The sequence below is a fragment of the Plantactinospora sp. CNZ321 genome (assembly GCF_004217235.1).
Map to the genome: position 1 here is coordinate 3490592 of NZ_SHKQ01000001.1, position 23818 is coordinate 3514409.

The 23818-nt window shown below is 71.6% G+C and carries 24 protein-coding genes and 1 pseudogene; 14 read left to right on the forward strand and 11 right to left on the reverse strand.

Annotation, left to right across the window (positions count from 1 at the left end; translation table 11 throughout):
• Positions 1-19 precede the first annotated feature (19 nt).
• Positions 20-1254 (reverse strand): annotated as a pseudogene (locus EV371_RS15390) (IS3 family transposase).
• 183 nt (positions 1255-1437) lie between these two features.
• Here EV371_RS15390 and EV371_RS15395 point away from each other — a divergent pair.
• The 9 genes from EV371_RS15395 (at position 1438) to EV371_RS15435 (ending at position 10478) form a co-directional block, all read left to right on the forward strand.
• Positions 1438-2757, forward strand: a complete 1320-nt coding sequence (locus EV371_RS15395; protein WP_165436704.1) for an NsdA family TPR-like regulatory protein — start codon at positions 1438-1440, stop codon at positions 2755-2757.
• Positions 2758-2771: 14 nt separating this feature from the next.
• Entirely contained in the window at positions 2772-3299 is a 528-nt protein-coding gene (locus tag EV371_RS15400; protein WP_130462639.1) for an N-acetyltransferase, read from the forward strand.
• 643 nt (positions 3300-3942) lie between these two features.
• The gene (locus tag EV371_RS15405) at positions 3943-4845 is read left to right on the forward strand and encodes an ABC transporter substrate-binding protein (protein WP_165436705.1); all 903 of its coding nucleotides are present in this window, start codon (positions 3943-3945) and stop codon (positions 4843-4845) included.
• The gene (locus tag EV371_RS15410; RefSeq protein WP_349337323.1) at positions 4842-5663 is read left to right on the forward strand and encodes a class I SAM-dependent methyltransferase; all 822 of its coding nucleotides are present in this window, start codon (positions 4842-4844) and stop codon (positions 5661-5663) included. The genes EV371_RS15405 and EV371_RS15410 overlap by 4 nt, the downstream gene beginning before the upstream one ends.
• A gap of 102 nt (positions 5664-5765) precedes the next feature.
• Positions 5766-6575: an ABC transporter permease subunit gene (locus EV371_RS15415; protein ID WP_130462641.1), complete on the forward strand. Its 810-nt coding sequence runs from the start codon at positions 5766-5768 to the stop codon at positions 6573-6575.
• Between the two features lie 74 nt (positions 6576-6649).
• A complete protein-coding gene (locus EV371_RS15420) occupies positions 6650-7441 on the forward strand; it encodes a hypothetical protein (RefSeq protein ID WP_130462642.1) in 792 nt (263 codons plus the stop codon).
• Positions 7441-8853, forward strand: coding sequence for a hypothetical protein (locus tag EV371_RS15425; RefSeq protein WP_130462643.1), 1413 nt, complete (start codon positions 7441-7443; stop codon positions 8851-8853). Before EV371_RS15420 ends, EV371_RS15425 begins: the two co-directional genes overlap by 1 nt.
• Before the next feature lie 2 nt (positions 8854-8855).
• Positions 8856-9854, forward strand: a complete 999-nt coding sequence (locus EV371_RS15430) for an exonuclease/endonuclease/phosphatase family protein (RefSeq protein ID WP_130462644.1) — start codon at positions 8856-8858, stop codon at positions 9852-9854.
• A gap of 75 nt (positions 9855-9929) precedes the next feature.
• Entirely contained in the window at positions 9930-10478 is a 549-nt protein-coding gene (locus tag EV371_RS15435) for a DUF488 domain-containing protein (protein ID WP_349337326.1), read from the forward strand.
• Positions 10479-10581: 103 nt separating this feature from the next.
• Here the strand turns inward: EV371_RS15435 and EV371_RS15440 are convergent, their stop codons facing one another.
• On the reverse strand, positions 10582-11358 hold the full coding sequence (locus EV371_RS15440) for a DUF998 domain-containing protein (protein WP_165436706.1): 777 nt from the start codon (positions 11356-11358) through the stop codon (positions 10582-10584).
• Positions 11359-11411: 53 nt separating this feature from the next.
• Here EV371_RS15440 and EV371_RS15445 point away from each other — a divergent pair, with 53 nt between their 5' ends.
• Positions 11412-12005, forward strand: coding sequence for a PadR family transcriptional regulator (locus EV371_RS15445; RefSeq protein ID WP_349337327.1), 594 nt, complete (start codon positions 11412-11414; stop codon positions 12003-12005).
• A 54-nt stretch (positions 12006-12059) separates the two neighbouring features.
• On the opposite strand, the gene EV371_RS15450 is transcribed toward EV371_RS15445, so the two are convergent.
• From EV371_RS15450 to EV371_RS15460, 3 genes are read right to left on the reverse strand one after another with little or no spacing between them, the layout of a single operon-like run.
• On the reverse strand, positions 12060-12332 hold the full coding sequence (locus EV371_RS15450) for a hypothetical protein (protein ID WP_130462647.1): 273 nt from the start codon (positions 12330-12332) through the stop codon (positions 12060-12062).
• 34 nt (positions 12333-12366) lie between these two features.
• On the reverse strand, positions 12367-13062 hold the full coding sequence (locus tag EV371_RS15455; protein WP_130462648.1) for a hypothetical protein: 696 nt from the start codon (positions 13060-13062) through the stop codon (positions 12367-12369).
• A gap of 2 nt (positions 13063-13064) precedes the next feature.
• Complete coding sequence (locus EV371_RS15460) at positions 13065-13451, reverse strand: PadR family transcriptional regulator (protein WP_349337328.1); 387 nt, start codon at positions 13449-13451, stop codon at positions 13065-13067.
• 64 nt (positions 13452-13515) lie between these two features.
• Here EV371_RS15460 and EV371_RS15465 point away from each other — a divergent pair, with 64 nt between their 5' ends.
• Positions 13516-14091 carry a hypothetical protein gene (locus tag EV371_RS15465; RefSeq protein WP_130462649.1) on the forward strand — a complete coding sequence of 192 codons (576 nt, stop codon included), beginning with the start codon at positions 13516-13518 and terminating at the stop codon, positions 14089-14091.
• Positions 14092-14222: 131 nt separating this feature from the next.
• Entirely contained in the window at positions 14223-14873 is a 651-nt protein-coding gene (locus EV371_RS15470; RefSeq protein WP_130462650.1) for an NAD(P)-binding domain-containing protein, read from the forward strand.
• Positions 14874-14929: 56 nt separating this feature from the next.
• Here the strand turns inward: EV371_RS15470 and EV371_RS15475 are convergent, their stop codons facing one another.
• Positions 14930-15850 (reverse strand): sigma-70 family RNA polymerase sigma factor, encoded by a 921-nt coding sequence (locus EV371_RS15475; protein ID WP_130462651.1) that lies wholly within the window; start codon positions 15848-15850, stop codon positions 14930-14932.
• Between the two features lie 144 nt (positions 15851-15994).
• Between EV371_RS15475 and EV371_RS15480 the strand changes: the two genes are divergently transcribed.
• On the forward strand, positions 15995-16351 hold the full coding sequence (locus EV371_RS15480) for a DoxX family protein (protein WP_130462652.1): 357 nt from the start codon (positions 15995-15997) through the stop codon (positions 16349-16351).
• A gap of 171 nt (positions 16352-16522) precedes the next feature.
• On the forward strand, positions 16523-18844 hold the full coding sequence (locus EV371_RS15485; protein WP_130462653.1) for a rhamnogalacturonan lyase: 2322 nt from the start codon (positions 16523-16525) through the stop codon (positions 18842-18844).
• A gap of 92 nt (positions 18845-18936) precedes the next feature.
• Here the strand turns inward: EV371_RS15485 and EV371_RS15490 are convergent, their stop codons facing one another.
• The 5 genes from EV371_RS15490 to EV371_RS15510 form a co-directional block, all read right to left on the reverse strand.
• Complete coding sequence (locus EV371_RS15490; RefSeq protein ID WP_130462654.1) at positions 18937-19947, reverse strand: DUF5954 family protein; 1011 nt, start codon at positions 19945-19947, stop codon at positions 18937-18939.
• Between the two features lie 109 nt (positions 19948-20056).
• Positions 20057-21430, reverse strand: a complete 1374-nt coding sequence (locus tag EV371_RS15495; RefSeq protein WP_165436707.1) for an MmgE/PrpD family protein — start codon at positions 21428-21430, stop codon at positions 20057-20059.
• A gap of 2 nt (positions 21431-21432) precedes the next feature.
• Complete coding sequence (locus EV371_RS15500) at positions 21433-22572, reverse strand: LLM class flavin-dependent oxidoreductase (RefSeq protein ID WP_130462656.1); 1140 nt, start codon at positions 22570-22572, stop codon at positions 21433-21435.
• Positions 22569-23426 carry a hypothetical protein gene (locus EV371_RS15505; RefSeq protein ID WP_130462657.1) on the reverse strand — a complete coding sequence of 286 codons (858 nt, stop codon included), beginning with the start codon at positions 23424-23426 and terminating at the stop codon, positions 22569-22571. The genes EV371_RS15500 and EV371_RS15505 overlap by 4 nt, the downstream gene beginning before the upstream one ends.
• Complete coding sequence (locus tag EV371_RS15510) at positions 23423-23806, reverse strand: hypothetical protein (RefSeq protein ID WP_130462658.1); 384 nt, start codon at positions 23804-23806, stop codon at positions 23423-23425. Before EV371_RS15510 ends, EV371_RS15505 begins: the two co-directional genes overlap by 4 nt.
• Positions 23807-23818 lie beyond the last annotated feature (12 nt).

Here is a 23818-nt window from a genome sequence, read left to right on the forward strand (position 1 = left end):
GGGTTTGATGGAGAGTTGGTTAGCTGGTTTCCAGGGGTGCGGTGACCGGCTGGGTCATCGCGTGTAGTGCCTCGTGCTCGGCGGGCGGGACGTGCCCGAGCTCGCCGTGTAGGCGCCGGTTGTTGTACCAGTCGATGTACTCGACGGTGGCCATCTCCAGGTCGTCGAGTCCACGCCACGGGCCTTTGTTGCGGACGAGTTCGGCCTTGTACAGGGAGTTGAACGCCTCGGCCATGGCGTTGTCGTAGGAGTCGCCCTTGGAGCCGACCGAGGCGACGGCGCCGGCCTCGGCCAGCCGCTGGGTGTAGCGGATCGCTCGATACTGGACTCCCCGGTCGGAGTGGTGGACCAGTCCGCCCAGGTCAGCGCCTTGATTCTCGCGGCGCCAGATCGCCATCTTCAACGCGTCGAGGGCCAGACCGGTGTAGAGACTCGTGGACACCTGCCAGCCGACGATCATGCGGGAGTGCACGTCGAGGACGAACGCGGCGTACACCCAGCCCACGCTGGTGCGCACGTAGGTCAGGTCCGCGACCCACAGCTGGTTCGGCCCGGCTGCGGTGAAGTCCCGTCTGACCAGGTCAGCAGGGCGGCTGGTCTCGGCTGCCGGGCGGGTCGTGCGTGGCGACTTGTCGCGCAGCAGCCCACGCAGCCCGGACTCACGCATCAGCCGCTCGACCGTGCACCGGGCCACCCGCACCCCTTGGCGGTGCAGCTCGTGCCAGATCTTGCGGGCGCCGTAGACGCCGTAGTTGGCCGTGTGGACCTGCTCGATCATCGCGGTCAGCTCCTCGTCGCGCCGACAGCGGGCGCTGGCGGGGCGGGTCTTGGCGGCGTAGTAGGTCGACGGTGCGATCTGCGCCGGCGTGTCTTCGAGCGCCCGCAGGACCGGCTGGACACCGTGTTCGGCCTTCTGGGAGTCGACGAAGTCGACCTTCATCGCGACGGACGGTCCAGCTCCGCCGCGAAGAAACTCGCCGCGGACTTCAGGATCTGGTTCGCCCGCCGCAGCTCACGCACTTCCCGTTCCAGGGCGGCGATGCGTTCGGCGTCGCCGCTGGTGGTCCCCGGCCGCTGCCCGGCGTCGGTCTCGGCCTGCTTCACCCACGTGCGCAACGCCTCCGGATGAACCCCGAGCTGACCGGCGATCCGCCGGATCGCCCCGACCGCGGACGCCGGATCCCGGCGGGCCTCGACCGCCAACCGGGTAGCACGCTCACGCAGCTCATCGCTGTACTTCTTCGGTGCCGGCATCGCTAGTGTTCCTCCCAGGTTTCGATGTCTCCATCAAACCCGGTGCGGAACATTTTGACGTCAGAGTCTTGCGGTGCGTCGTGCGCAATCGAAAGCGCGCCGGAGGGTCGCAGTCAGGACATTGAGCGGACGTTTGTCGACTCGTCTCGTCTCCGTCTGGCCCGATGCCCTACCGTGGACTGCGTGGTAACGGCCCTGCACCCCACTCTGCTTAGTCGCCTCGTACGAGAGGGGCGCTGGACGATAGAGGAAACGTGTGCCGCGTTCGAGCGAACCGCCCGTGAGCTGGGCGAAGACGTAACCCTCTCCATCCGGCAGCTTCGCCGCTGGATGGACGGCAAGGTCGGCCGGCCGCGCCAAGCAGCGCAACGAGTCGCCGAGGCGTTCTGGGGATACCCGTTTGAGACGTTGGTAGGTCCGGTGGAAGCCATGTCGCAGGCACTGGCGGCACCGGCTCAGGACCGCCTACTGTCAAGGAGCGTGTCTCACCTGACGCGAGGCGATCTCGAGGATAGTGTTGTGGACCGACGGGCATTCTTTTCGGCTTCTCTGGCTGTCGGCGCAGGTGCCGCCTTCCCCGCCAGCCTGCTGGCTTCAGGCTACGGTGCCATGACCGCAGGGGACTGGCTCGCCGTCGCCTTCGAGTACGGCCATGCCTACCCGACGAGATCGAAGTCCCAGTTGCTCGTGGAGCTTGGCCATGATCTCGCAGCGTTGCTGCGTGTTATTGAATCGGCGCCGGATGGGCCACGACGAGCGGATCTGTGCGAGGCCGCTGGACGTCTCGCTGGCATCCTGGGCATGGCGTGCACTGATGCTGGGCACCCCCGCGAAGCCCGACACGCCTGGCTGCTCGGAAGGCGTTACGCGCACGCTAGCGGCTCGGCTGAGCTTTGTCTATGGACGCGGGGGCAGGAGGCAATCGCGGGGTTCTATGCGAGTCGACCTCCGGCCGTCATTCTTTCGCTCACCGATGAAGCGCTTGCCACGATCGAAGGTGGTGAAGGTGGCAACCGCAGCGTGGGGCATGGACTTTTGCTCGCTGCCAGAGCGCAGGCACTGGCCCTGCTGGGAGACAAGCTCGGTGCCATCAAGTGTTTGGATGCCATGGCAATGACAAGATCAACGAGCACGGACGCTGCACCGGTCTTTTCGTGGGGCGATCGGCACGTCCTTCATAGCCGTTCTTTTGTCTACTCGACTGCGGGCCCATTGAATGAGGCGGAACGAGCGCAGGATCTAGCGGTACAAGCATATCGACCCGACCAGACTCTTGGTCGAGCCCAGGTCGAGATGCACCGTGCTCTGTCGATTATCCGATGCGGCGATGTTCGGGCAGGCGTGGACCATGCCGCTGATGTCGTGCAGATGAACGCGCCCGGTCGTTACCTGTTGGCAATCGCTGACTATGTCTTGACGAGCGTTAGGGCCGAGGACCGACGACTGCCGGCGGTTCGGCAGTACGCGGAAATATTAACGAATGTCCGCGCGGGTGCGCCGTGAGTGACGGTTTTGCCTTGGAGCGCATCGACGGTCCGGCCTTCCTGGCCACGCTCGACGAGGTAACCGCGCTCTACGTGGCCGTACACGGCGAGGGACCGCAGGGAGACTCGCCGCTGTACGCTCGCGAAACGTTCCTCAAGCGAACCAACCGGCAGGCGGTGCGGCCCGGGTTCGCCGCGACGCTCGCCAGGCGTGGCGCTACTGACGAGTTGGCGGGCTTCGCCTTCGGACTGCCCTTTCCGCCCGGCGTCTGGTGGGCCTCGCACCGGCGTGATGATCCTCCGGCCGAAGTGCTTGAAGCGTCGAAGTTTGCCGTGATCGAACTGAACGTCGCTGGTGCTTTTCGGGGGCGAGGGCTGGCGCGGCGACTTCTCGACCTCCTGCTGGCCGGCCGGCCAGAGCCTTTCGCCATACTCACCACCACGCCGGAGTCGCCCGCCCGATCCATGTACGTCCGCTGGGGTTGGAAGCAGATAGGAACTGCCCAGCACACGCCTGAAGCCCCGTGCATGGACCAGCTCGTGCTCCCGCTTCGGGGATAGCGATAGCAGCTGCGTGCCGATCTCGGCACTGGTTCGTGCGTCCACACCGGTCGGGCGCTGGAGCCGCTCTCGGATGCTTCCGATCTGCCTTTGCCTTCACGTGTGAGATCGACCGCACAGCCGAGGCATAGCAACCCACCTCCTCAGCACGCGAGCACGACCATCCGCGCGACGGAAGCCAGGACTTTGACGTAGCCGTTCCCGCCGCGTACCTCCCTGGGCGCCCCTTCGTACCGCCGGCTCCGCCTTTCCCGGGATCTTCTACGTGCATTTCCGGTCGGGTTTTGTTGTGGGCGGCATCCGGCCGCCGGCGATTTCCGGCGATCCACGTCGATCATGCATGTCGGTCCGGTGCTTCCCTACCTTGCCGCCGAGCGGGACAGCCATCTCGGCTCGCATCCATTGCATTGGGAGGTTCCAGATAATGCTCACGATAGCGCTGGCTCCGAAGCGCTCGGCCGAGCAGCATCGTTGGCCGGGCTTTCGGACTTCCCGCCGGCCCGCCGTCATCAGCCGCCGGACGGCCCTCAGCCGCGCCGCCCTGGTCGCCGGTGCCGGTGTCGTCTCCGGTGGCACGCTGATGTCGGCGGCGTGCGGCAGCTCGGACCGTGCGGGCCGGTCCAACAAGGACAGAGTGCGTTTCGTGACGACCCTGGGAACGCAGGGGCGGGACGCGTACGGGTTTGTCGCGAGGGACAAGGGCTTCTTCGCCGAGGCAGGTATCGAGGTGGATATCCAGCCTGGTCAGGCCGGCGACTACAACCATCGGATGATCCGCTCGGGACGAGCCCAGGTCACCATCGTGGACGCGGCCGGGGCCCTGGTCCGCTACGGCAGCGGTCGTGACACGAGCTTCCAGATCCTGGCGGCGATCCACCAGCAGACGCTGCTCTCCATCGTGTCCCTGGAGGCGTCGGGCATCACGAACGCCCACGCCTTGCAGGGGCGCACCCTGGCGACGGTGAAGGGGGCAGCGCCGGAGATTCTCTTTCCCGCCTATGCCCGACTCGCGGAGATCGACGCGACGAAGGTCAGCTGGCAGTACGGGTCGGCGCCCCAGCTGAATTCCTATCTGGCTGCCGGCCGGGTCGACGGGATCGGCATCTATCTGGTCGGACAGCCTGGTGTAGCCGCTGCCGCAAAGCGGTCCGTGTCGGCGCTGCCCTACAGCGAGTACCTACGCGACCTCTTCGGCGGTGTGGTGGTCGCGCAGAAGGAGACCATCGCGGACAATCCCGACCTGCTGCGGCGGTTCGTCCAGGCACTGCTCCGAGGAGCCGAGTACGCGGTGGAGCATCCGGACGAGGCGGGCCGGATCCTGGCGGAGGCGGTCAAGGGGCAGGACGTGCGCCTGGCCGCCGAGGAACTCCGGCTCATGCGCCCCTACGTGATCCCGGCCTCCGGCGCTCCGGTCGGGACCATGGAGGAGGAGCGGGTGGTGCGGAGCGTGGCGCTCCTGCAGTCGGTCGGCCTGCTGCCCGGCGGGGCGAATCCGGAGCTGCCCCGGCAGGTGGTCAACGTCAACATCGCGGGGAGCCTCCGGTGAGCGTGGCACCCGAGATCGGCGCCGAGCCCTATCCGATGAGCAACGCCGATCCGCACTCGCCGGACCATCACGCCGCGCTCGCCGACCTCCTGGATCCGGTCACCACCGCCCGGCTGGCCGAGCTGGGTGACTGGACCGGCGCCACCTGTCTGGAGGTCGGAGCCGGCGGCGGCAGTCTCGCCCGGTGGCTCGCCGGCCGGGTCGGCGACGACGGCCGGGTCCTCGCCACCGACACGGACCTCGACCGGCTCCCGCATCACCGGCGTCTGCTCTGCGTCCGGCACGACCTACGCAGCGGCGATCCACTGCCGGGCGGTCCGAAAGATCTGACCGTGGCCAGGCTCGTCCTGAGCCACCTGCCAGAGCGGGAGGCGATCCTGCACCGCCTGGTGGCGGACCTCGTGCCCGGCGGGACCCTGGTGGTCGCGGACTGGGCAAGCCTGCGTACCCGGGACGAGGTCGTCGTGGCCGCGCCGAGCGCGGCGGCCGCCGAGGCGTACGCGGCCTACCAGCAGACGGTGGGCAGGAAGGTCTTCGAGGCGGCCGGTACCGACCGCAACTGGGCCCGCCGCGTGCATCCGCTGATGCTGGCCGCCGGACTGGTGGATGTGCGCACGACCGTCAGCGCCGAGTACTGGACCGGCGGCAGCGCCGGCGCCCGGTTCGTCGGCGCCGTCCTGCGGCAGGTCCGGCCTCGCCTGCTGGCCGCAGGCATGACCCGTGGGCAGCTCGACGCCGTGCTCGACCTGCTCGACGACCCGGGCCTGGTGATCCACGGTCACCCGCTCTACATCACCAGCGGTCGGCGCCCCTGCTGAGGCCGGCCCTTGGGCGGGCGTCGTCTCTCACCCCCCGGAGAGCGGCGCCCGCCCCGCCGAGCGCCGCTCTCACACACAGTCCGTCAACGCCTGGGGGCACCCATGAGACTGAAAGCCGTCGTCGCGCTGGTCAGGGGGCCGGTCGCAGGACGGGGCAGACGCGTCCTCGGCCGTATCCTGCCGGGCCTCGCGGCAGCGGGACTGGTCGGCTGTTGGTGGCTGGCGTCCGTACTCTTCTCGATCGATCCGTTCTTCCTGCCGTCGCCACCGGATATCGTGCGTGCGTTCGTCGCCGCTCCCGGCTACCTGCTTCAGGAGACGGCCGCCACGGCTGCGGTCACGCTCGCCGGCTTCGGCCTGGCGACGGCCGTGGGGCTTGTCGTCGCCGCCGTCATCGCCACATCCCGGCTGGTCGAGCGGGCGGTCCTGCCGATCCTCGTCGCCCTGCACTCCGTGCCCAAGATCGCCATAGCGCCGTTGCTGGTGGTCTGGCTGGGCTTCGGGCCGCGACCGAAGATCGCGCTGGTCCTGGCGGTCGCCTTCTTTCCGATCATGCTGGCGGCGGTGGCCGGCCTGACCTCGACACCACGCGAGCTGGCCGACCTCGCCCGCTCTCTCTCCGCCTCCCGCTGGCAGACGTTCGTGAAGATCCGCCTGCCATGGGCGTTGCCACAGGTCCTTGTCGGGCTCAAGACCGGCGGCACCCTCGCTGTCATCGGCGCGGTCGTCGCTGAGCTGTCCAGCTCCAGCAGCGGACTCGGCGCCGTCATCCTCACCGCCGGCACGACAGCCGACACCCCGCGCGCGTTCGCCGCCGTCACGCTGCTCGCGCTGCTGAGCAGCGCTCTCTTCGGCGGTCTCGTCGCCGTCGAACGGTTGGCGCTGCGCTGGGCGGCGGAGACGACCACGTGAGCCCGCCGGTCCCGGCACCCGCGCCGGAGATCTCCGTTACCGCGACACCGACCAGGGAAAGGAGTACGGCCGGAATGGGCGTTCTGCGTGTGCGCCGACGTCGGATGTTGGAGTCGGCGGTGTGGTACTACCGGCATTCGGCGGTCAACCGCTGGATCACCGTGCTGGCCGTTCACCCGCAGGGCGAACCTGCCTACTTCCTCACCGTGCGGACCATCGCGAACCGCGGCCGGACCGGCGGCTCGCGGGTGTACTACGAGGAGCTGCTCGCTCCATCAGCAGGGGAGCGCCGTGGGCTGCACCCGGATGTGCGGCAGGTGGTCGACCGCATCGGGGAATGGGAGGTCCTCCGGATCGCCCGGGCAGGGGTGCTCGGCTGGGTCGACGCCCGGGAGGCACTGCGCCCGGAGACTGACTGGCACATCCACCCCGTCTCGATGTCCGACGCAGTCGACCTTACCGGGCCCAGCTGGATCGACCGGTACGTCCGCCAAGCCCTGCGTCGGCTGGACTGGGCGGACGGCAGCCGTCGCGGTCCGCGCCTGCACCAGCTGCGTGTGGCTACCGCCGCGCGGCGCGAGGCCCGGCGTGGCCGGACCGAGCGGCTCGGCGCCCACCCCTCCCTGCTGGTCCGGCGGGCCACCGCTGCTCTCGACGCGCTGCGCCACGACGACGGGCACGGGGTCCTGCTCTGCGCCCCGGAGGTGCTGCCCCGCGTCGCGGCCGGGCTCGCCGACATCGGCTTCACCCGCCAGGGCAGCGAGTGGCTTCCCGTCGGCCAGTTACCTCATCGCGGGGCTGCGGCCGCGCAACTCCTGCTCGGCTGCGGTCCGCGCCACCCGGCCTCGCTACCACCGCACCGCTGATGGAAGAGCCCATTCCAGTGCCTGACAGCTCGCGGGCTGCGGCGACCTCACCACGACGCGGAAGAAACAGTGTAATGGCGCAGGTGCCGCACTGGGCGGCCCGCATCGTCACCCAACACCTTGCCGAGCGGTACGTGTTCGACCGGTGGACGCTCGAGGAGATTGCCAGGTCGGTGGATTGCTCGGCCAGCCACCTCCACCGGGTGATGGTGGAGGCGGGGATACCGCGTCGAAACCGGGGTGAGCGGCCCAGGTCGGGCCCGGTTCCGGCCGATCGGATCGCCTGGCCGGGCGGCGCCACCGCAGCCGAACCGCCGCCGGGCTGGACCTGGACGAACTCTCTGGGCAGCGTGCCCGACTGGGCGGCCCGCATCGTCACTCGCCACCTGGTCGACCGATACCTTGTCGACGGGTGCACGATCCCCGAGATCGCCAACTCGACCGGATGCACCCAGGTGCACATCCGTCGGGTGCTGGTCGAGGCTGGGATCCCCCGCCGCAGACCGGGCCAGCGGTTCTCGACGACCGCCCTGGCCCCGCGTGCCGACCGTCTCGATGACGGCGCGCGGCGGTCGGGACGGCCGGCGGAAGCGTACTCGCTGGCGGACCTGCCGGACTGGGCGGCGACCATCGTCATCCGCTACCTCACCGACCGGTACCTGGATGACGAGTGGTCGGTCGCGGAAATCGCCCGGTCGATCAGGTGCCCGCATGACCGGATCAACAACCTACTGGCAGAGCTGGGGATATCGCAGCGCCGGGGCCTATCCGGTCCTACCGGTGCTGTCCCGGGCGAACAGGTGGCATCCGGCGACGGGGCGGAGACGGGCCCGGCTCGGGAGGCGGACGAGGTGTTCGCGCAACAGGCCGACCGTGCGGTGATGGCGATCGCGCGGACGAGGCAGATGACCCCGCTGCCCTCCTGGGCCGCCCGGATCGTCACCCGCTACCTGGTGGACCGCTACCTCGTCGACTGGTGGTCGATCATGGAAATCGCCACGACGATCGGCTGTTCGCACGGCCATGTCCACCACCTCCTGGTCGCGCTGGAGATTCCCCGCCGCAAGCAGGGGCGCCGGCCACGCGTACGCGACATCCCGACCGACGAGCAGATCGTCGCCCGTTACGAGGCGGGCGAGTCGATTGGCTGGATCGCCTACCGCACCGGCATGTCACGTGGCTACGTCCGAGACCGTCTCCTGGCTGCCCGGGTGCGTATGCGTCCCGGCCCGGTCCGGCGACAGGCCGCCATCCCCGACGAACAGATCGTCGCGCGCTACCGCGCCGGGGAGACGATATCCGCGCTCGCCGCAGCCGGTGGAGTGTCTGGCGTCTACGTCGGAGATCGGCTGCGACAGGCCGGAATCCACCTGCGCCCAGCCGGGCCACAGCGATCGAAGGCCAGACCGTAGCCATGGACGGCAAGGGAGTGACCGTGCAGGGAATCATGGGGCACGTCGGAGTGGCGTTGTTCAATTTCGAGGGCGGTGGGCTGCTGGCCGACGGCGGCTTCGACTTCGACCGGCTCCGTCGCGCTTTCGCACACCTCGACAAGGCGCCAACGCTAATAGCGATCAACGAGGCGAAGGAGTGGGCGCGTGACGGCAACCTCGGACTGCTTGCCGCCACTGATGCCCTCGCCCAGCAACTTGACCGCCCGTACGTCGGGCAACTCGGCTGGCGGGAGCGCGGACCCATCGAACCGGCCCTACTCTACGACCCGACGGCGTTGACCCTCACCAGCTGGTACAGCGACACCGGCTATCCGACCCATGACGACAAACGCGGGCTGGCCCATTTCCGCGTCCGGGCCACCGGTGTCGAATTCGGTGTCCTCATCGAGCACTGGGATCCCCGCTCCGGCGTGACCCGGCTACGCCAGGCCGCCCGAATCGACCGGTACGGCAGATACCGGCTACCGATGCTCGTGTTGGGGGACCTTAACGAGACTGCCTCCGGGCCCTCGTATCCGAAGCGGAACTGGGAGCTGGCGGACTACCGCGCCCGGAGCCAGAAGGCCCGCCAACGCGCCGACCGCATCTGGGTCGATCAGACGGAGGCCGTCGACCATCTCATCGGCGCATGGTCCGACGACCACGGCGAACGGATCGGCGGCTGCGGCTTCCACGCCGCGCCTGACCTCGCCTGGCATAGCGGCACATCCCACCATCAGGCATACCGGCCCACCACCAACTGCGCCGACGAGGAGGGCGACGGACAACTGATCGACTTCATTCTCACCACCGTCGCAGAGTCGCTCGTGCCGATGACGTACCGGGTGCATCCGCCGCCCAGGGACAACCCGACCGAGTTCCCGTCCGATCATCGCCTGGTCACGGCCAATTTTGACTTCGCGATCGGCGCCCGGGCCGGTGGTCGGGATTCTAGGATCAGCAGCCGGTCGGAGGCGTAGGGGCGAGGGGATCTGCCCGCCTGCTGCCCGGTCATGTCCGCACCTGGCGGCAGAGCGGCGCGCGATGATCGGTCTGTGCAGACGACAGAACGCCCGTCAGCCCTGCTGACGGTAGGTCACGGGCCGTTGCCTCGTGCCGCGCTGGGCGACTTGCTGACCGGTGCCGGCGTTGAGCTGGTCGTCGACGTACGCCGCTTCCCCGGCAGCCGCACCAATCCCGATGTACAGCGGGACGCGTTGGCGCACTGGCTGCCGGAGCTGGGGATCGACTATCGGTGGGAGGAGCGGCTCGGCGGCCGGCGGCATCGTCCGGCCGACGCACCCGAGCAGGACACCTGGTGGACCGTGCCGGCGTTCCGTGCCTACGCGGCACACACCCGTACGCCGGAGTTCCGGGCGGCCCTGGATCTTGTGCTTGACCGGGCGGCGGAGTGCACGGTCGCGGTGATGTGCAGCGAGAGCGTGTGGTGGCGTTGCCACCGCCGCCTGATCGCCGATGTCACGGTGCTGAGCCGCGCCGTGCCCGCGCGGCACCTCATGCCGGACGGGCGGTTGAGCCCGCACCGCGTGGCGGACGGCGCCAGGTTGCGTCCGGACGGATTGGTCGAGTGGACCGGTGCGTGACGGACGTGCCGGCTGGTCGAGGCCGCACACAACAACCCGTCGGCACCTGCCACCGGGGCCTGCCGCCCTGCCGTGGGTATCCGCAGGGCGGCGCGCAGCGTGGCTACGACCGCCCGGTTGCCGGCGAGGCCGTGCGTCCCGCCGTACCGTCCTGAGCGTCTGGGTGGTCGTCCGTCGCCGGTAGCGGCGAACCCTCCGGCCGGCCCGGCGGCACCGGCCGGGCACCCCGGTACGCGAGCCAGCCCATCGCCACGAACCAGGCGTGCAGCTCCAGGATCCCGAGCCGCTGCACGAGTCCGGCGACGCCCTGTTCGGCGCCGTCCGCCGTCGGCTGGAACGTCGCGAAGAAGGCGACGAGCAGGATCAGGGTCAGCGGGCTGCCGAGCAGCAGCCAGGTACCGAACCGCCGCCAGCCGGGGACGCCCCGGAGGTACCGTCCGGCGACCAGGAAGCCGGCGACCGGTGTGCCGATGGCGAGGACGAAGCCGAGGGTGTGCGGCATCATCGCCTCCAGGTTGAAGATCCCGCAGACGGCCTGCCCGATCCCGCTACAGGCCAGCAGCGCTATCGACCAGCGGCGCAGGGTGGGCCGGTCGGCCGGAAGGGTGCGGAACACCCCGACCACCCCGGCGACCAGGACCAGCCCACAGACGACGAAGGCGGTGTTCATGTACGGCGCCGTCACGCCCATCCCGAGCCCGCTGATCGGCTGGCTGATCGGCGAGTAGTCGGTGAACCGGTGGTCGAAGAGGGTGTATCCCGGGCTGACGGCGCCGAGGACGAGCCAGGCGAGGGTGAACAGCACGGGTCCGACGACGGCGCCGAGCGCGAGCCGTCGGGCGAGGGAATCCGGAACAGGGGAGTGAGGGGTCGTAGTCATAGAATGACTATACATTTTATGGCTAGGTGCGCGGTACCGGTTAGGCTCGGCAGGTGTCCGCACCGCGCCGTTCCGTACTCGCGCTGGCCGTGCTCTCGATGCTCACCGAGGAGCCGATGCACGCGTACCGGATGCAGCAGTTGATCAAGGAGCGGCGCAAGGACGACGTGGTCAACGTCAGCCAGCGCAACAGCGTCTACCAGACGACCCAGCGGCTGGCCCGGGACGGGCTGGTGGCCGTCGCCGCGACCGAACGCGCCGAGAACCGGCCGGAGCGCACGACGTACCGGATCACGGATGCCGGCCTGGCCACCCTGGCCGACTGGCTCCGCACGATGCTCGCCACCCCGGCGGCGGAGTATCCCGAGTTCCCGGCCGCGCTGTCGTTTCTACCGAACCTCTCGCCGACGGACGCGGTCGAGGCGCTGACGTTGCGGGTGACCCGGCTGGAGGAGCGGCTCGCCGCCCTGGACCGGGAGATCGCCGAGGTCGCCAGGTTCCTGCCCCGGCTCTTCGTGGTCGAGGCGGAGTACCAGCGCCAGGTCATCGACGCGGAACTGCGCTACGTGCGCGGTCTCGTGGCCGACCTGCGGGCGGAGCGGATCACCTGGCCGTTCGCCGACGGCGCACCCGGGCGCTTCGGCTGAGGCTGCGCGGGTGTACCGGCTGCGCGGGCGTACCGGCTCCGCGGGCGTACCGCTTCACGACTGCCGGCGACCCCACTGTCCATGGTGGATCACCTCGTCGCGGCTACGGCGGCGTCCGGCGATGCCAGGACTCTGCGGCGGCAGGTCGTCGGCCCGGTAGCCGACGCAGATGCCACCGATCGGCGAGTACTCGTCGGGGATGCCGAACTCGGCCTTGAACGCGGCCGTGTGCGCCGGGACGTCCACCACGGGGACGTCGGGACCGAGTGGTCGGTCGGCATAGTGGCGTACCATCCGGCGGCGGCGGATCACCTCGGCGAACTCCATGCCGTAGATCCTGCCACCGCCGCTGCCGGACCCGTCAGGCCGAGTTGACCTGCGTGGAGTGCGGAGACGGCGGGCCCGAGGTCTGCGGGCGCTCCCGAAGCGCCAGTCGGCGGGCCAGGATCGTGGCACCGGCGAGCGTCGCCAACACGATGGCGACCTCCACGAACAAGACCCCTGGCGCCGTGCTGTAGTCGGTCGACGAGGCGAACCCCATGGTGACCGGCGTGGCGACGATGCCGGCCACCGGGAGCAGCAGGGCCATCAGCCGGGCCGTCCTCCTGATCTCCGGCACATCGTGCAGCCAGAGCCGGACCGTGGTGACCGCACCCGCGACCACGACGGCGGCCGGCACGCCGTAGAAGACGGCGACGGCGAGCTGGACCGGTATCGTGATCGAGCGGGGGATGTCAAACGCGTGCACGAATACCGGGTACAGCCCGGCCAGCACGCCGTAGCCGAGCAGGCTGCCGAGCACCGCACCGATCAACGCGGTGCCGAGCAGCCGTCCGTAGTACCGGCGCACCCGGCGGACACCGGCCTCGTCGGCGAGCCGCCGGGCGAAACCGGTCACGTCGCCCCCGAGCAACTGCACCGGATCGCCGCCATCCGCGGCTGCGGCCTCCAGGTCGAGGCGCAGATCGCCGGCGAGTGTCGCCCGATCGGCCCGGACGACCCCGTGAGCCCGCCAGGCCCGCTCGGCCTCGGCCAGAACGCTGTTGATGGTGTTCACGGTCAACTCCTGCTGGGGTCGTGGTCGGGTGCGTCGAGGAGGGCGCCGACACTGTCGGCGAACTGGTTCCACTGCTTCTGCCAGGCATCCAGGTGCGCCCGGCCGAGGTCGGTCAGCGCGTAGACCTTCCGGGGCGGGCCGCTCGGGCTCGCCTGCTGCTCGTCGGCGACGAGGCCGAGGCGACGCATCCGGGTCAGCAGCGGATAGATGGTGCCGTAGCTGATCACGCCGAACTCGGCCGTCTCCATGCGGCGCACCAGCTCGTAGCCGTGGGCCGGTTGGCGGGCCAGGAGTGCCAGCAGGCACATGTCCAGCACGCCGCGCAGCAGTTGGGTGTGCCGGTCGTTTTCCTCGTTCGGCTGGTGCTCCGCCGCTATCATGCGGAACATAATAGCAAGCTATTTGGTCGACCGATATACCGAAGGCGAATTCGTCTTCCGCTACCGTCGGCGCGTGCCCGTTCCCCGTCTCGCCGCGCCCGCCCGGGGCGCCGTGCCCGCGCTTGCCGCACTCGCCGTCCTCGACGTCCTGTACGCGATCGTCGCCCTCGCCGCGTACGAGCGCCGGATCGGCGTGGTGACCCACGACGGGTCCGGCACGGTGGAGATGATCGACAGTTTGCTCGGGCTTGACGAACTCCGTACCGCAACGGCCTGGCTGGTGCTGCTCGCGCTCCTCGTCGCCGTCGCCACCACCGCCAACTGGGCGGTCCGGCTCCGGCGCGCCGGACTGCCCACGGCACCAACGGCACCGGTGACCGGGTGGTGGATCAGCACCGTGCTCGCCGTGCCCGCAAACATCGGCGCGGCGCTGTGGTACCGCTCCGCCACCGCACAGGGCGGCGAGTACATGCGCACCGTCGAGGCCACGAGCAACCTGCTGGTGGTTGCCGCCTGTGCGGCGGTCGTGACAGCCGCGGTCCTCGGGATCCGGGTCGTCCGACGTACCGAAGTGGATCGGCTGCTCACCGCCGCCGACGACGCGTTGACGGCCGGCGAGGCGCAGCCGCCGACCCGAGCTGGCAGCTGAGCTGCCGGTCGCGCCCCCGGGGCAACGTGGGCGGCGAGCCCGTGCCGGGAGTACCGCTCCGGCCGGCGGAGCTGCCGGCTATGCTGCACGCGTCAACGAGACGGGAGGACGGCTGTGAGAACCTCCCGATCATGACCGGATCGTTGCTGCCCCGGATCGCCGTGCTCGGCGCCGGACACGTCGGCCCGGTGATCGCCCGGGTCGCGCTCGCCGCCGGTTATCCGGTGAACATCGCCGCCTCCGGCGACCCGGAGGAGATCGCACTCATCACCCGGATCCTGGTGCCGGGCGCCGAACCACGCTGGGCCGCCGACGCCGTACGCGACGCCGACCTCGTGGTGCTGGCGATCCCGCTGCGCCGGTTTCCGGACTTCGACCCTGGACTGGTCGCCGGCAAGCTGGTCGTCGACCCGATGAACTACTGGCCGCCGACCGACGGCGTACAGGAGATGTTCGAGGACCCCCGGTACGGCAGCAGCGAGATCGTGGCCCGCCGGCTCGACCGGTCGACGGTGGTGAAGACCTTCAACCACGCCGGCTACCACCAGATCGAGGAGGAGCGCCGGCCGGTGGGCGACCCGGACCGGCGCGCGCTCGGCGTGGCCGGCGACGACAGGACCGCGACCGATCTGGTGGCCGAGCTCGTCGAGCGGATCGGCTACGACGCCGTACGGCTGGACAGCCTCCGCGCGGGGCGGCTGCTCGAACCCGGCGGACCCGTCTTCGGCGCATCGCTGCGCCGGGCCGAGTTCGAGCGGGCCGTCCGCGGCGTGCTGCGGTAGGCCGACCCGGGACGGCCCGGCTGTGATCCGGGACGGCCGCAGCGAAGCGCCGGAAACTATCCCACGTGTTTCCGCGACCACCCGGCGGTGGCGAACACCCCGATGGTCACCCTGTCGAGCCGGTCCCGGTCGCCGATCACCTCGATGGTGCGGATCCGGCCCGCCTCGACGCTGAGGCGAAGCACGACCATCAGCCGGCCGCGCGGAGCGATCACGATTCCCGGGCCACCGTCGACCCAGGCGGGGCCGCCCGTCCGGGCCCGGGCGGCGAAGTGCCGGGTCTCCTCAGCCACCGCTCGCGCCCCGCGCAGTTCGGTCGGCATTCCGGCGGGCAGCAGTACCGGATCGGCCCGGCGTACGACGTCGGGTGCCAGCAGTTCGAGCAGGGTTGCCAGGTCACCGCCCCGGGACGCGGCGAGGAACGCCGCGACGAGCGGGAGGTGCCGGGCGGCGAGCCGTTGCTCCCGGGGAGCCGGACCGTGCACCCGGTCCCGGGCCCGGCTCGCCAGCTTCTTCGCCGCCACCGGCGAGCGGTCCAGCACCCGGCCGACCTCCTCGAAGGGTACCGAGAAGAGGTCGTGCAACACGAAGGCGACCCGTTGCGCCGGTGAGAGCCGATCCAGCACCACCAGCAGCGCCAGCCCCACCGACTCGGCGAGCAGCACCTCCTCCTCGGCGGTCCGTGCCGGGGCGGGCACCGGGGCCGCGCCCGGTGCCGGGAACTCAGGGTCGGGGAGGGCGAGCTCGGCCCGGCGGCGTCGGGCCCGCAGCATGTCCAGGCACTCCCGGGCGGTGACGGTGGTCAGCCAGCCGGTCAGGTTCCGGACCTCAGCCAGGTCGGTCCGGCTGGCCTTCAGCCACGCCTGCTGTACGGCGTCCTCCGCGTCGGGCAGCGAGCCGAGCAGGCGGTACGCGACCGCCCCCAGGTGCTGCCGGTCGCGAGCGAACCGGTCGGCGAGGAATTCATCGGTGCTCACGGGTCACCTTCTCCAGGTGTCAGACGTCATGGGGGGTGACCTACCCGAGACGACCGTATCCGTCAGAGACGAGGAGACCGACGCTGTGAGAGTACCGATGGCGCCCCGCATCATCCGCCCGGGCCGGTCCGCCGGGGGCGTGGCATGCTGACCGCGTACGTCGTGGTGGCCGTCCTGACCATGGTGGCCTGCGCCTGGAGCGCCGCCGCCGACCTGGCCCGGGTCCAGTTCGTGCTCGCCAACTGCGCCGAGGTCGGTGTGCCGCAGTCCTGGCTGCCGCCGCTCGCCGCCCTCAAGGCCGCCGGAGTGGCCGGGCTGCTGCTCGGCCTGCTCGGGGTGCCGGTGGTCGGGCTCGCCGCCGCGACCGGCCTGGTGCTGTTCTTCGTCGGGGCGGTGACCGCGCACCTGCGGGCCCGGGTATTCCACAACATGGGCTACGCCGGCGGTTTCCTGGCCCTCACCATCGCCTGTCTGGTCCTGGATGTCGCCGTCGAGGGGTGACCAGGCCTGCCTCCGGGACCGGGTGCGAGCGGCGCGGCGCGGCCGACGAAGCTGGCCGGACAGCCTTGACAAGGCTGCGACGGATACAGAATTCTCAGTGGATTGTATCGTTTCAGCCCGGTCGTAGTTCGTCCCACCCGGAGGATCGGGTCGTACCCACATTGGAGACCCATGACATTTCGAAGCAGGCGAGGCCGGCCGATCGCCGTACTGTCCCGGGCCCTCGTCGCGGGCCTCTCGGTGACCGCGTTGCTGGTCGGCGGTCCGACGGCCGTCTCCGCCCAGCCGGGCGGCGCCGGTAAGCACGGACCCCGCCTCGAACGTCTCGACCGCGGACTCGTCGCGGTCGCCACCCCCGACGGGGTGTTCCTCAGCTGGCGGCTGCTCGGCACCGAGGCGACCGGACGGAGCCGTACCGGCCTGACCGGAGCCGACTTCGCCGTCTACCGCAACGGGCGGCGGATCGCCACCGTCACCGACAGCACCAACTATCTCGACCGGGCCGGCAGCGCCACCGCCGCCTACCAGGTCGCGCCGGTGCTCCGGGGCCGGACCGGCGCCCGGGGCGCACCGGTGACGGCGTGGGCCGACGGCCATTACGACCTGCCGCTGCGCCGGCCGGCCGACGGGGTGACCCCGACCGGTGAGGCGTACACCTACTCGGCCTCCGACCTCAGCGTCGGCGACGTCGACGGCGACGGGCAGTACGAGTACGTCGTCAAGTGGGACCCGTCGAACTCCAAGGACGTCTCCCAGGTCGGCTACACCGGCGAGGTGTACCTCGACACCTACGAACTCGACGGCACCCTGCTGCACCGCGTCTCGCTCGGCGTCAACATCCGCGCCGGGGCACACTACACGCAGTTCCTGGTCTACGACTTCGACGGCGACAACCGCGCCGAGATGATGCTCAAGACCGCCCCCGGCACCAAGGTCACCCGGTACGACCGGCGCGGCCGGGTCGTCTCCGAGCGGTACGTCACGATGCCCCGCGAGGACGTCCGGGCCGGCTACGCGCACACCGACGACTACCGGCTGAGCCCGGAGGGATACCGGCAGAAGCTCGTCGACCTCTTCCTCGGCTGGCACCGGCACCCGGAGGTGCGGGCCGGACGCTGGCCGGCAACCCTGGAGCAGGCCTTCGGCATCGCCCCGGCGTACACGTACCCGCTGTCCAGGACCGACGCCGAGGCACTGGTCGACCACTTCGTCGACGTCTACGCCCCGGCCCGCAGCACCCGCAACGCGCTGCGGGCGTTCCAGGGCTTCATCGTGGACGGGCCGGAGTACCTGACCGTCTTCGACGGGGCGACCGGCCGCGAGTTGCAGACCATCCGGTACAAGCCCGGCCGGCACGACGACGGGCTGATGTGGGGCGACTACGCGATGAGCCGGATCGAGCCGGGCAACCGGGTGGACCGGTTCCTCGCCGGAGTGGCCTACCTGGACGGCCGGCACCCGTCGGCGATCTTCGCCCGGGGCTACTACACCCGCGCCACCCTGGTCGCCTACCGCTGGGACGGCCGGCGGCTGCGCGAGAACTGGTACGTCGACAGTGGCTGGGTGCCGATGACCAACCCGTTCAACGACAGCCCGCACGGCCGGGAGGGCACCGACCCGGAGTACGGCACCCTGACCACCCAGGGCGCGCACTCGCTCAGCGTCGCCGACGTGGACGCCGACGGGAAGCAGGAGATCGTCTACGGTGGCGCCACCATCGACCACGACGGCAGCCTGCTGTACAGCTCGTACGGCATCCTGCCGCCCGGCAGCGCCGACCCGGGCGCCCGGGCGAAGGTCGGGCACGGCGACGCGATGCACGTCACCGACATCGACCCGAACCGTCCGGGGCTGGAGATCTTCATGGTGCACGAGGGTGCGACCGGGGCGCCGTACGGCTACGCGCTGCGGGACGCCGCGACCGGTGAGGTGATCTACGGCGGTTACACCGGTCGGGACACCGGCCGGGGCATGGTCGGCGACGTCGTGCCGGCCGAGCCGGGGTTGGAGACCTGGGCGACGGTGGTCGGCGGCCAGCCGGACGGGCCCGGCCTGCGTACCGCCGACGGCGACCTGCTCGGCACCGTGATCCCGGGCACCAACCAGAGCATCCGGTGGGCGGCCGACATGACCACCCAGATCGTCGACGGCGCCGGGGAGGTGACACCGACCATCGAGGACTGGCAACGCGGCCGGCTGCTCACCGCCGACGGCACCCGGACCAACAACGGCACCAAGGGCAACCCGGGCCTGGTCGCGGACGTCCTCGGCGACTGGCGGGAGGAGATGCTGGTCCGCACGGTGGACAGCTCCGCGATCCGGATCTACCTGAGCACCGAGCTGACCGACCGCAAGCTCTACACCCTGATGCACGATCCGCAGTACCGGGTCGAGGTGGCCCGGCAACAGACGACCTACAACCAACCGTCGTACCCGAGCTTCTATCTCGGCTCGGACATCGACTGGTCCCGGGTGCCGCTACCGGGCCGCTGACCGTCGCCGACGGCCCGGCGCCGCATCCCGGCGCCGGGCCGTCGCGGGCGGCGGTGCCACCTCGGCCGACCCCCCGGGGAGCCGAGCGCGGCTCAGTCCGGCTCCGGCAGCAGCCCCTGCGCGCGCAGTTGCTGGCAGTGCAGCTCCGGCGGCGGCTCCGGATCCCAGTCCGAGGGCCGGGGACCCTCCGGGCCGTCCGGGCCGACCCGGACGAACCGCTCGACCCGGGTCACCCGGCAGCGGACGCCCCGGATCTCGAACTCGTCCGTGCGGGGCGCCTCGAACTCCGACAGCGCCCGGCTGTAGGCGGCCCTGATCTCCTCCAACGAGGCGTCCTCGCCCGGAATGATGTCGCTGAATCGGAAGGCGGCCGAGTCGCGGGCGGCCTGCGGCGTCGGGTACGTGTCGCACGTTCGCGGCCGCCAGGCCCGGTCGACGTACTCACCGATGGTGAAGCCGACCGGCAACAGCACCACGTTCGGGTGGCTGGCCAGTGCCCGGCGGGAGTCGGCCCGTACCTCGTCGGGGACGATCCCGGCCCGGTAGAACGCGGGGACCATCTCGATCCGCAGCAGGCCGTCGGCGAGGCCGGTGGTCGCGGCTGGGTCGATCACGAAGCCCTCCTCCGCGGGTCGGGTATCCCGGGTCCCGCCCGGCGGGTGCGGATCGGGGTCCGTCGGCCGGGGCGGTTCGGGCCCGTCCGGCCCCATCCGGATGAAGGGCTGGGCGCGGATGATCCGGTAGCGGCGGCCATGCACGGTGAGGTCGTCGACCACCTCCCAGTCGAGCAGCCGGATCGCCGCCCGGTACTCCCGCCGCTCGGCCGCGTGCGCGGCGGTGTCCGGGGCCGCGCCGAGCAACCGGCGGAAGTGCGAGCCGAGACCGTCCCGGGCTCCCTGCGGCTGGTCAGCGCCGAGGTTGTGCAGGCACCACCGGCCGGCCACCTCCTCGACGTAACCGAAGACCGGCGCCCCCCACATCAGCTTCGGATAGGCGTGCGACCGGCGTCGGGCGTCGTCCTCGGCGACCGCCGACACCGGATCGTCCCGCCGCGCGATCCGGATCAGCAGATGGTCGGGCACCTGCCTACCGTGATGACTCATGCGCGCAGTGTGCCCCAGGCCTCGGGTGACGCGCAGTACTCCACGCTCGTACAGTTGGGCCGACCTGGGTACAGATTGCCAACCGTGCGGGCCGGTCAGCCCTGCGGCGTCAGGCCCCCAGGATCTCCACCGCCGCCCGCCGCAGCGAGTCGCCCCGGCCGCCGTCCGCGGTGAGCAGGCTGGCGACGACGGCCTCGGCGGTGCCGTCCGCGAGCACCCCTTCGACGTTGCGGTGGAACTTCTCCGCCACCTCCCGGTCGGTCAGCGGATCGTCCGGATTTCCCCGGGCGTTGCGGACCCGGGCCGTACTCGACGACCCGTCCCGCCAGCGCACCGTGACGGCGGTCGGCCGTTGCAGGGGCAGGGCCGCGGTGAACGCCGGATCCTCCCGAACCCGGACGAGCCCCGCCAGGGTCCGGACCTGCGCCCGACCGAGCCGCTCCGGCAGGAACGAGCCGGCGACCAGCTCACCGTCCAGGGCGAGCGTGCCCAGGCTGACCGGCAGCGAGAACCTCGCGTGCAGGTCCGAGCGGACCTCGGTGCCGGCCAGCGACGCCGCGAACGCGAACGTGTCGACCTCGATCGCGGCCAGCCCGCCCCGGCCGGAGACCGGATCGGGCACCCCGGCCACCGCCGACCGCCAGGCGTCGAGCGCGGGATGGATCCACCGCGCGCAGGCGTACGGCTTGAGATAGCTGTCGACGAGCCGCCACCTGGTGCCGAGTTCGCCGGTCAGCTCGGCGGGGGAGAGGTCGGTGCAGACCGCCGCGTCCAGCAGGGCGGTGACCAGCGCGGCGCTGGCGGCCGCGCCGTCCGCGGCCCGGCCGGCCGCGGCCGCACCGTGATAGGCACCGAGCCCGGTCCACAGGTTGCGGACCGTCCCGCCCCGCATCGGCACGGCCAGGGTCGCGGCCAGCGGCACGGACGCGGCGAGCCGGATCGCCGCCGAGGTCGCGTCCGGATCCAGCCCGCGCAGCAGCGCGGCGGCCAGCGCGGCGGCCACCGGACCGTGGATACCGTGCGGGTGCAGCCCGGGGCGCAGGGTGGTAGCCACCCCGAACCGCATCCCGACCTCGTTGGCCAGCAGGAACACCTCCAGCAGCCGGCGGTCGGGCAGGTCTCCGGTCGCGGCGGCGTGCAGCAGGATCGGCAGCGAGTGCGGCGCCGGATGGGCGGTCGGCACCGGCGGCAGTCGATGGCCCTGCGGGTGGAACGAGCCGCCCGAGTCGGCGTCGAGCCAGGTGGCCGCCGTACCGAGGGTCACCAGGCGGGCGTACGGCAGGTCGTCCGGGCCGGTCGGTTCGGCGGCCCGCAGCGCCCGCCCGAGCGCCCGTACCGGTGGATACCGCAGGCCGCCGGCCAGCGCACCCACGGTGTCCAGCAGCAGGCGGCGGGCCGTACGGACCACCTCCGGCGGGGCGTCACCGATCCGGGTGCCATGCACGAACTCACTGATCCGGTCCGTGTCGACGGAATCGTCCACGGTCACTCCTCCGATTCCGCGGAGAGGTTGCGGCCGCGCCGATCCGGGCGATGCCGGACCGCTGGCCCGGCGGCCGGGTCGGCGGCCGGTCCCGTCCGGACGGCGGGGTCGATGGCCAGTCCCGCCCGGACGGCGGTGGCCAGCTCGTCGAGCCGCTCGACGACGCCGGTCAGGGCGCCGGCCAGTACGACGCCGTCGACCCCGAGCCCGCGCACGGCGGCGAGCTGGCCGGCGATCCGCCGCTCGTCGCCGGTGAGCAGGAACCGGTCCCGCACCAACCGCTCCGTCTCGGGGCTGCGTCCGGCACCGCCCCGGGCCGCCGGGGTGCCGTGCCGGCGGTAGTCGTGCGCGGCGGCCACCGCCTCGACCCGCGGAAGCAGCTCGGCCGGCAGGTCGTACCAGTCGGGGGCACGGACCAGCCGTGACGCGCAGGAGCCGAGCACCGGTCGGCCGGCCGCGTCCGCCTCGGCGGCGGTCCGGGTGAGTACCGCGCGCAGGAACACCCAGATCTCGGCCTCCGGGCGCTCGGCCCGGACCAGCCGGACCGCCTTGCCGAGAACCGCAGGGTCGGCGCCGACGTCGACCAGGACACCACCGAGCCGCGCCGCGGTGGCCCGGATCGTCCGGGGCCCGGAGGCCGCGCCCAGCAACCGCAGTTCCGGGGCGCGGTCGTCGAGCAGCTCCCGCAACCGGTCGAGGGATTCCCGGTGGGTGCGCAGCGAGGGCACGGCCAGCCCCTCGTTCCGGACCGAGCTCTCGCCCCGGCCGACCACGGCCAGCAGCCGGCCCGGATGGTGCGCGGCGAGCGTGCCGAGCGCACCGGCCACGGTGGCCGGATGACGCAGGCCGAGGCTGAGCACGCAGGGTCCGGCCAGCCGTGCCCCGGTGTTGGCGAGGATCCGGCCGGTCTCCAGCAGGCAGTCCGGGAACAACCGTGGGCTGTCGGCCAGGGTCACCCCGTCGAGCCCGGCCCCGAGCGCCGCGCCGGCCAGGTCGAGCGGGTCCGCCTCACCCCAGGGACGGGCGAGGTTGAGCACGACCTGCGGGGCCGGCCCGGCGGCTCCGAGGTGGCCCTCGGGCCGTCCGCCCGTTGCCGCGGTGGTCGCCGGTTCCGGAACGCCGTGACCGAGGTCCGCCGTCATCCGAGTGCCTCCGTCAGGGTCCGCACCGGCACCTCGGCCGGGGCGCGGCCGAGCAGGGCCCGGATCCGCGCCTCGACCGGGGTGCGGCCGGCCGACACCCCGGCCGGCGTATCGACCGGGACGGCCGGGGCGTGGGCCGGTGCCCGTGGCGCAGCCGGCGCCGGCGGGATACCCGCACCCGTCACCAGGGCCAGGGTGTCGGCGAGAGCGCCGTCGTAGCCGCGCAGCCCGGCGTTCCAGGCGGCGACGGCGAGCCAGCCGGCGGCGAGGGCGTGCCCGGCCCACGCGCCGGTGACGGCGGCGGTCCCGGTGCCGGCGGTCGGTGGGGTGAGCATCATCAGACCACCGGAGATGTCGAGCACCTCCGGCAGGTCGTCCCGGGGCACCCCGGCGAGCAGACCGGCGCAGGCGGCGGCCGCCACGGCGTCGGTGGTCGGTCGGGCCACCGGGGCGGCGGGCAGCCACCGGTCGAGCGCGTCCGCGACGGCGGTCCCCGCCCGGACGGCCCGGACCAGCGCCGCCGCGTCCCGGCCCCGGTCGGAGCCGGCGACGAGTCCGACCAGGGTCAGCGCGGCCTCCCGCCCCACCAGCATTCGTCGGCACCGGTCCCCGTTCCAGAGCAGCCCCGGGTGGGCACCGGCCCGCACCCCGGCGCCGAGCAGCGGCAGGTCGCCACCGGGTACCGCGATCCGGGCGGCCCAGCCGGCGAGGTCGCCCTCCGGCCGGCGGCCCGCGGCGTCGGCGAGCCGACCGAGGGCGTCGCGTACCGGATCCCAGCCATCCGCCGCCGGCTCGTCGTAGGCGGCGAGGGCGACCTCGGCGAGCCGGTCGGCCCGTGTGCCGGGCGGCGTCACGGCCGGCCCTGGCCGGCCGCGGCCAGGCTCTCCCGGGTCACCTCCGTGCTCTCGGTCACCAGGTAGAACTTGAACGCCGTCCGGCCCGCCGGCCCGCGCTCGACCGGGATCGGATGCTCCTCGAACCAGCGCAGGTACCGCTGGTACGCCTCCTCGTCGGCGAAGTGCATCTCGGCGATCCGGTAGAAGGTGTAGCCGACCGGTACGTCGGCGGCGCCGCCGGAGGTCTGCTGGACCGGCCGCAGCACCCGGTTGAAGACGATCCGGTCCAGGTGCGGGTTTGCCAGCAGGTCGGGCGCGTGCACCTCGAAGAGCCAGCGTTCGTACTCCTCGGGGCTCACCCCGTCCTCGATCTCGTACCCGAGAATGGTCTTGATCATCAGCCTTCACTC

Bases quoted from the DNA above. Each gene is read 5' to 3' on its own strand.
- EV371_RS15415 (WP_130462641.1), top strand. From the start codon at position 5,766: ATGAGACTGAAAGCCGTCGTCGCGCTGGTCAGGGGGCCGGTCGCAGGA.
- EV371_RS15420 (WP_130462642.1), top strand. From the start codon at position 6,650: ATGGGCGTTCTGCGTGTGCGCCGACGTCGGATGTTGGAGTCGGCGGTG.
- EV371_RS15425 (WP_130462643.1), top strand. From the start codon at position 7,441: ATGGAAGAGCCCATTCCAGTGCCTGACAGCTCGCGGGCTGCGGCGACC.
- EV371_RS15430 (WP_130462644.1), top strand. From the start codon at position 8,856: ATGGACGGCAAGGGAGTGACCGTGCAGGGAATCATGGGGCACGTCGGA.
- EV371_RS15440 (WP_165436706.1), bottom strand. From the start codon at position 11,358: ATGACTACGACCCCTCACTCCCCTGTTCCGGATTCCCTCGCCCGACGG.
- EV371_RS15450 (WP_130462647.1), bottom strand. From the start codon at position 12,332: ATGGAGTTCGCCGAGGTGATCCGCCGCCGCCGGATGGTACGCCACTAT.
- EV371_RS15460 (WP_349337328.1), bottom strand. From the start codon at position 13,451: ATGTTCCGCATGATAGCGGCGGAGCACCAGCCGAACGAGGAAAACGAC.
- EV371_RS15470 (WP_130462650.1), top strand. From the start codon at position 14,223: ATGACCGGATCGTTGCTGCCCCGGATCGCCGTGCTCGGCGCCGGACAC.
- EV371_RS15480 (WP_130462652.1), top strand. From the start codon at position 15,995: ATGCTGACCGCGTACGTCGTGGTGGCCGTCCTGACCATGGTGGCCTGC.
- EV371_RS15485 (WP_130462653.1), top strand. From the start codon at position 16,523: ATGACATTTCGAAGCAGGCGAGGCCGGCCGATCGCCGTACTGTCCCGG.
- EV371_RS15490 (WP_130462654.1), bottom strand. From the start codon at position 19,947: ATGAGTCATCACGGTAGGCAGGTGCCCGACCATCTGCTGATCCGGATC.
- EV371_RS15500 (WP_130462656.1), bottom strand. From the start codon at position 22,572: ATGACGGCGGACCTCGGTCACGGCGTTCCGGAACCGGCGACCACCGCG.
- EV371_RS15510 (WP_130462658.1), bottom strand. From the start codon at position 23,806: ATGATCAAGACCATTCTCGGGTACGAGATCGAGGACGGGGTGAGCCCC.